The following is a 5,559-nucleotide window of genomic DNA, read 5'->3' as shown; positions in this document are numbered from 1 at the left end:
CCCGCCGACGTTGGCGCCCGGCCGGCCCGGCCTGAGCCCGCCCGCGCCCGGCCTGAGCCCACCCGCGCACGGTCCTGACCTCCGACCGGCTGCGGGCGGGGCGCTGGCCCGGACACGGTCAGCGCTCCCGGCCCACATCGCTCACTGGAACAGCCCGGTGTTCTTCTTCTCGGTGTCCAGGTAGTCGGTGGCGGAGTCGTTCACCGCCAACCTGATGTCACGCAGCATCCCCTGCAGGTCCTGCGAGGCCGAGCGCCACCGCGCCTGCCGCTGCTCGTAGGCCTGCCGCGCCTCGCCCGTCCAGCTCGCCACCAGCGGGGCGGCGTCGCGTTCGAGTTGGCCGAGTTGCGCGTCGAGGGTGTTCAACGCCTTCTGAATGTCAGCGCCGGCCTGCTGCAGCGCGGCGAAGTTGACGACCAGCACACCATGGTCCATCGGATTCCCTCCCCAGCGGGATCAGAGCGGCAGCTGGATGCCGCCGCGGTTGGTGCCGGCCACCCGGCTGGCCACCTCGTCGTCGGACACGTCGTACTGCCGACCGGCGGTGCGGATCGCACCGGCGGTCTCGCGCAGCGCGCGGTGCAGCGCCGCCTGGTCCTGTGACCACTGCTGCTTGACCTGCTCGAACGAGCGGCCACCAGCGCCACGCCAGGCCTGCTGCAGCACCTCCAACTCGGCCAGCAGGCCGGTCAGCATGGACTGCAACGACTGGTCCACCTGCTCGAACTTCGCGGCGGTCTGCTGCATCACCGCGGCTTCTGCCTTGGTTTGGGACACCCGGACGTCACCTCGTCTCTCGGATCGCACCTGGCCGTCGACGCGCCCACCCTGGGCGACGCGTCGTCGCTTGGCCCGGTCGTCGAGCACTGAGACACGGGTCAGCGAAGGACTTCGTGGCTGACGGTAGCGACCTCGTAGCCGTTCTGCTACCCCACCGGCTTCCCCTGTGGACAACCGGGGCGGCCATCGGTCGCTTACGATGTGCCGCAGCCACGTCGCGGCGCGTGACGGGCCGCCGGAGGGCGGCCGGCCGCCCGACCCGGTCCCCAATGGTCGAGGAGGCACGGTGCCGGCGATCACCACCGGAGGGCCGCATCCCCCGACCCCGGTCGGGTCCGAGACCGACGCCTCCGCACGGGCGGTCGGGCCGGGCCGCCCCACCGACCACGGCCCGGGGTCGGCCGATCAGCGCGCCCCCCGTCGCCGGTCGCCGGTTGACCGCTGGGTCGCACTCGGCCGTCGGGTGGGCACCGGAACGCAAGCCGGCCAACTGGTCACCGCGCAGGTCGCGGCGGCACTCGTCCTCGTCGGCCTCGGCCGACCCGCACCGGTCGTCGCGGTGGCCGTACTGGTGGCCGCGCTGCTGGTGGCGGCCGCCTGGGTGCCGCTTCGGGGGCGGTGGCTCTTCGAGTGGCTGGGCACCGCCATCGGGCACCTCACCCGCCGCCGAGCGTTGACCGGGCCGGCCGGAGCGGCCGAACTGCTCGACCTGGTCGCCCCGGGCACCGTCGTCCGCTCGACCGAGCTGACCGGCGGGCCGGCGGCCGTCCTGGAGGACACCACCGGGATGGTCGCGCTCCTGGAGCTCGGTGACCCCGGCGACCTGCTGGGTGACGCGTCCCAGTCGATCCCCACCCCGGCCGCGTTGCTTCCACCGTCCGGGCCGGAGCAGCCCCCGCTGCTGGTCCAACTGCTGCTCGCCGGTGCACCGGCGCCGGTGCCGAGCGCCGGTGGCACGGTCGGCACGTCGTACCGGCAGCTCACCGACGGGCGGCTCGCCGGGCGCGAGCGGGCGGTGGTGGCGGTCCGGGTGCTGCGGGTGCACGGTTGGTCCGAGGAGGACCTGCGCCGCGTCCTCGCCGGCACGGTCCGCCGGATCGTCCGCCGGCTCGGGCCGTTGGCCGCGCGGCCACTCGGGGTGCCGGCGGCGCTGCGGGTTCTGGGCGAGCTGGCCCACCACGACGGCGAACCGGTGCGGGAGTCCTGGCCGGCGATCCGGTCCGGCACCCTGCTCCAGGCCACCTTCCGACTGACCCAGTGGCCCGACGCGGGTGGTGCGGCCGGGCGCCGGCTGGTGCCCCGCCTGCTCGCGCTGCCGGCGACGGCCACGACGGTGTCGATGTGCTCAGGTCCGGCGCCGACGATGGCGGCGTCGTCGGGTTCACCGACGCCCACCGGGGTGCCGACCGAGCTGACCGTACGCCTGGCCGCCGGGACGGCGACCGAGTTGGCGGCGGCCACCGAGGCGCTGATCCGCCTGGTGACCGACCTGGGCGGAAAGCTGCGCCGGCTCGACGGTGCCCACCTGAGCGGGCTGGCCGCGACGCTGCCGTTGGCGCTGACGGCGCCCGGGGCGCAGCCCCGCCCACCGGCGCCCGGGGCGCAGCCCCGCCCAGCGCTGGACGACCGGGAGCTGTCGTTGGGCGACGCGGGGCTGATGGTCGGCACCAACAGGCACGGCCGCGCCGTCACCGTGCGACTGTTCCGACCGGAGAGCACCCGCGTGCTGCTGGTCGGCGGGGTACGCGCAACCCAGCTGGTGGCCCTGCGCGCGCTGGCACTCGGTGCCCTGGTGGTGGTGCAGACCGTCCGGCCGCGCGCCTGGGAGCCGTTCGTCCGGGGGGTCGGCGCGCCGGGCGGCACCATCCCGTTGCTCCCGCCCGGTCGGGCGGTCGCCGACGGGGTGGGCACCGCGTTGCGTCCGCTGCTGCTGATCGTCGATGCCGGCCCGGTGGCGGCCGACGCCGCGCCGGGCCCGCCGTGGCGGGCCACCCTGGTCGTACGTGACGAGCTGACCCCGGCCGATGTGGACGCGTTGAGCCGCGCCGACCTGGCATTGCTCCAGCCACTGACCTCCGCCGAGGCCACCCTGGCCGGGGCGGCGCTGGGGTTGGGCGGCTCGGCCGAGTGGCTGACCCGGATTCGGGAGGACATGGTGGCCGTGGTCAACCGCCGGGCGCTGCGCTGGGCGCTGCTCTCCCCCACTCCGATCGAGGCGCAACTGATCGGGCAGCCCACGCGCGGCTGATCCACCGGGATGGTCGGCTGGCGGGTTACGCCGGTGCGGTGTCCGTGGCACGATCCCCGCCATGGGTTTTCTGAAAGGTCTGCTGATTCGGCTGGCCAGCACAGCTCTGGCTTTCTGGCTGGCCACGCTCCTCATCCCGGGCATCTCCCTGGATTCGAACTCGGCCACCGAGACGGTGACCACGCTGCTCCTGGTGGCGGTGATCTTCGGCGTGGTCAACGCGGTTCTCCAGCCGATCATCAAGACCGTCGGCTGTGGCTTCTACCTGCTGACCCTGGGTCTCATCGCCCTCGTGGTGAACGGGCTGCTGTTCCTGCTCACCAGCTGGATCGCCGACCAGGCCGGTCTGCCGTTCTCGGTGGACGGTTTCTGGCCGGCAGCCGTGCTCGGCGCCCTCTTCGTGAGCATCGTGACCTGGATCCTCGGCGCCGTCCTCGACCGGGACTGACCGGCGACCGGCCAGCACCGACCCGGCCCGCCCGGGGCTCCGACCTCGGCCGGGGCTCCGGCGGGCCGATGACCAGAGTTCGGGAATTGGCGGGTCTGAGTGCCCACCTCGACGGTTAGCGTCGCGGCATGTTCTCGCTGACTCACCCCGACGGGCACCTGCTCAGCACCGATCCGGCGCGGATCGATCTGGACCTGGTGCACCACTGGTTGTCGACCGACGCGTACTGGGCGCTCGGACGGGACCGGGACACCACCGAGCGGGCGTTCGCCGGCTCACTGCCGTTCGGCATCTACCGGCCGGAGGACGGCCGCCAGGTGGCGGTGGCCCGGGTCGTCACGGACCGCGCCACCTTCGCCTGGCTCTGCGACGTGTACGTGGACCGCGCCGCCCGGGGTCGGGGGCTGGGCGGGTGGCTGGCCGGCGCGGTCCGCGACCACCTGGCCGACCTGGGCGTACGCCGGATCCTGCTCTGCACCAACGACGCGCACCAGGTGTACGAGCGGGTGGGCTTCACCCCGCTGGACGTGCCGCAGCGGTGGATGCAGCTCGACCGGCGACCCCCGGTGACCCCGATCACCGGAAAGGAACAAAACAGCACTACGCCCCTTACGGTGGAAGCGTGACGCCACTCCGTCTGGGATACCTCTACGGCCTCGGCGCGTACCTGCTCTGGGGTTTCTTTCCGCTCTACCTGAAGCTGCTGCGGCCCGCCGGCCCGCTGGAGATCCTGGCCCACCGGATCGTCTGGTCGGTGGTCTTCGTGGCCCTGCTGCTGGTGGCGCTGCGCAACATCGGCTTCCTACGGGCGCTGCTGCGCCGCCCCTGGGCGGTGGCGGGGATCGTCGCCGCCGCCGCGCTGATCGCGGTCAACTGGGGCACCTACATCTACGGGGTCAACTCCGACCGGGTGGTGGAGACCGCGCTCGGCTACTTCATCAACCCGCTGGTCGTGGTGCTGCTCGGGGTGACGGTGCTGCGGGAGCGGCTACGCCCGGCGCAGTGGGTGGCGCTGGGGATCGGCGCGTCAGCGGTCGCGGTGCTCACCGTGGACTATGGCCGGCTGCCCTGGCTGGCGTTGACCCTGGCGTTCAGCTTCGCCGGCTACGGCCTGGTCAAGAAGCGGCTCGGGTTGCCTGCGGCGGAGGGGCTCTTCGTCGAGTCGGCGGTGCTGGCGTTGCCGGCGCTGGGCTACCTGGCCTGGCTGACGGCGAAGGCCGACCTGACCTTCGGGCACGTCTCGGCCGGACACACCGCCCTGCTGGTGCTGGCCGGCGCGGCCACGGCGATCCCGCTGCTGCTGTTCGCCGGGGCGGCCAACCGACTGCCCCTGAGCAGCCTCGGCATGATCCAGTACCTGGCGCCGATCCTTCAGCTCGGCTGCGGTGTGCTGATCTTCCACGAGCCGATGCCGCCAGCGCGCCTGGCCGGCTTCGCGCTGGTCTGGCTGGCCCTGATCGTCTTCACCGCCGACGCCGTCCACACCTCCCGCCGCACCCGTGGCCGCACCCAACCCCCACCCGCGGTCGATCAAGGAGTGGTGGTGCCGGCCCAGCACTAGTTCGGGCGATTTGTCACCCAGCACAACTCCTTGATCGACGCGGACAGGCCGCCTGCGACTCCTGGCAGGTTAGCCGCGGACAGGCCGGGGCGCCCTGGTTACGGGACGGCGTAGGTGAGCAGGGGGGTGCCGTCGGCCTTCTGCAGCTCAACGCTGACCAGCTCGGCGTCGGTGAACCTGGTCGCGCCGGTGAAGCTGAGGTCGTCGCCGGGGGCCGCCAGCCAGGAGCCGATCTGCTCGCTGGCGCCGTTCGGGCCGCGCGCCACCAGCCGGAACGGGTACGCCTTGCCGTAGCTCGTCCGTGCGTCGTACCCGCAGCGCATGGTCACCTCGGTGCCCCACTTGGTCCCGGTGAGCCCGAGGTCGGCGTGTACCGGCCCGGCGGCGGCCACCGGTCGCATGGCGACCATCGACACCTGCGGGGCCGGGGTGCCCTGCGCGCCGGGCGGCCCGGACGGGCTGACCGGTCGGGGCAGCGCCATGGCGGTGCCCACCCCGACCAGCAGCGCCAACCCGGCGGCG

The 5,559-nt window shown here is 73.4% G+C and carries 6 protein-coding genes and 1 pseudogene; 4 read left to right on the top strand and 3 right to left on the bottom strand.

Features of this window, described 5'->3' with window-relative positions; genetic code table 11:
• Nucleotides 1-141 precede the first annotated feature (141 nt).
• Nucleotides 142-435, bottom strand: a complete 294-nt coding sequence (locus PSH25_RS20130) for a WXG100 family type VII secretion target (RefSeq protein ID WP_112585712.1) — start codon at nt 433-435, stop codon at nt 142-144.
• Nucleotides 436-456: 21 nt separating this feature from the next.
• On the bottom strand, nt 457-777 hold the full coding sequence (locus PSH25_RS20125) for a WXG100 family type VII secretion target (RefSeq protein ID WP_030334170.1): 321 nt from the start codon (nt 775-777) through the stop codon (nt 457-459).
• Between the two features lie 289 nt (nt 778-1,066).
• Between PSH25_RS20125 and eccE the strand changes: the two genes are divergently transcribed.
• The 4 genes from eccE (at nt 1,067) to rarD (ending at nt 5,037) form a co-directional block, all read left to right on the top strand.
• Nucleotides 1,067-3,028 (top strand): type VII secretion protein EccE, encoded by a 1,962-nt coding sequence (gene eccE, locus PSH25_RS20120; protein WP_372492817.1) that lies wholly within the window; start codon nt 1,067-1,069, stop codon nt 3,026-3,028.
• A gap of 61 nt (nt 3,029-3,089) precedes the next feature.
• The gene (locus PSH25_RS20115) at nt 3,090-3,476 is read left to right on the top strand and encodes a phage holin family protein (RefSeq protein WP_091395522.1); all 387 of its coding nucleotides are present in this window, start codon (nt 3,090-3,092) and stop codon (nt 3,474-3,476) included.
• Between the two features lie 128 nt (nt 3,477-3,604).
• On the top strand, nt 3,605-4,102 hold the full coding sequence (locus tag PSH25_RS20110) for a GNAT family N-acetyltransferase (RefSeq protein ID WP_238660560.1): 498 nt from the start codon (nt 3,605-3,607) through the stop codon (nt 4,100-4,102).
• On the top strand, nt 4,099-5,037 hold the full coding sequence (gene rarD, locus PSH25_RS20105; protein WP_238660559.1) for an EamA family transporter RarD: 939 nt from the start codon (nt 4,099-4,101) through the stop codon (nt 5,035-5,037). Before PSH25_RS20110 ends, rarD begins: the two co-directional genes overlap by 4 nt.
• 98 nt (nt 5,038-5,135) lie before the next feature.
• Here rarD and PSH25_RS20100 read toward each other — a convergent pair.
• Nucleotides 5,136-5,559 (bottom strand): annotated as a pseudogene (locus PSH25_RS20100) (anti-sigma factor family protein); the annotation flags it as partial.

This window comes from Micromonospora foliorum, assembly GCF_022229015.1.
Lineage (GTDB): Bacteria > Actinomycetota > Actinomycetes > Mycobacteriales > Micromonosporaceae > Micromonospora > Micromonospora foliorum.
Note: the sequence above shows the minus strand (reverse complement) of the source record. Positions and strands in the feature narration are given on the sequence as shown.

What these genes read in the sequence shown, in the direction of transcription:
- PSH25_RS20115 (WP_091395522.1), top strand. Translation starts at nt 3,090, where the DNA reads ATGGGTTTTCTGAAAGGTCTGCTGATTCGGCTGGCCAGCACAGCTCTG.
- PSH25_RS20110 (WP_238660560.1), top strand. Translation starts at nt 3,605, where the DNA reads ATGTTCTCGCTGACTCACCCCGACGGGCACCTGCTCAGCACCGATCCG.
- PSH25_RS20130 (WP_112585712.1), bottom strand. Translation starts at nt 435, where the DNA reads ATGGACCATGGTGTGCTGGTCGTCAACTTCGCCGCGCTGCAGCAGGCC.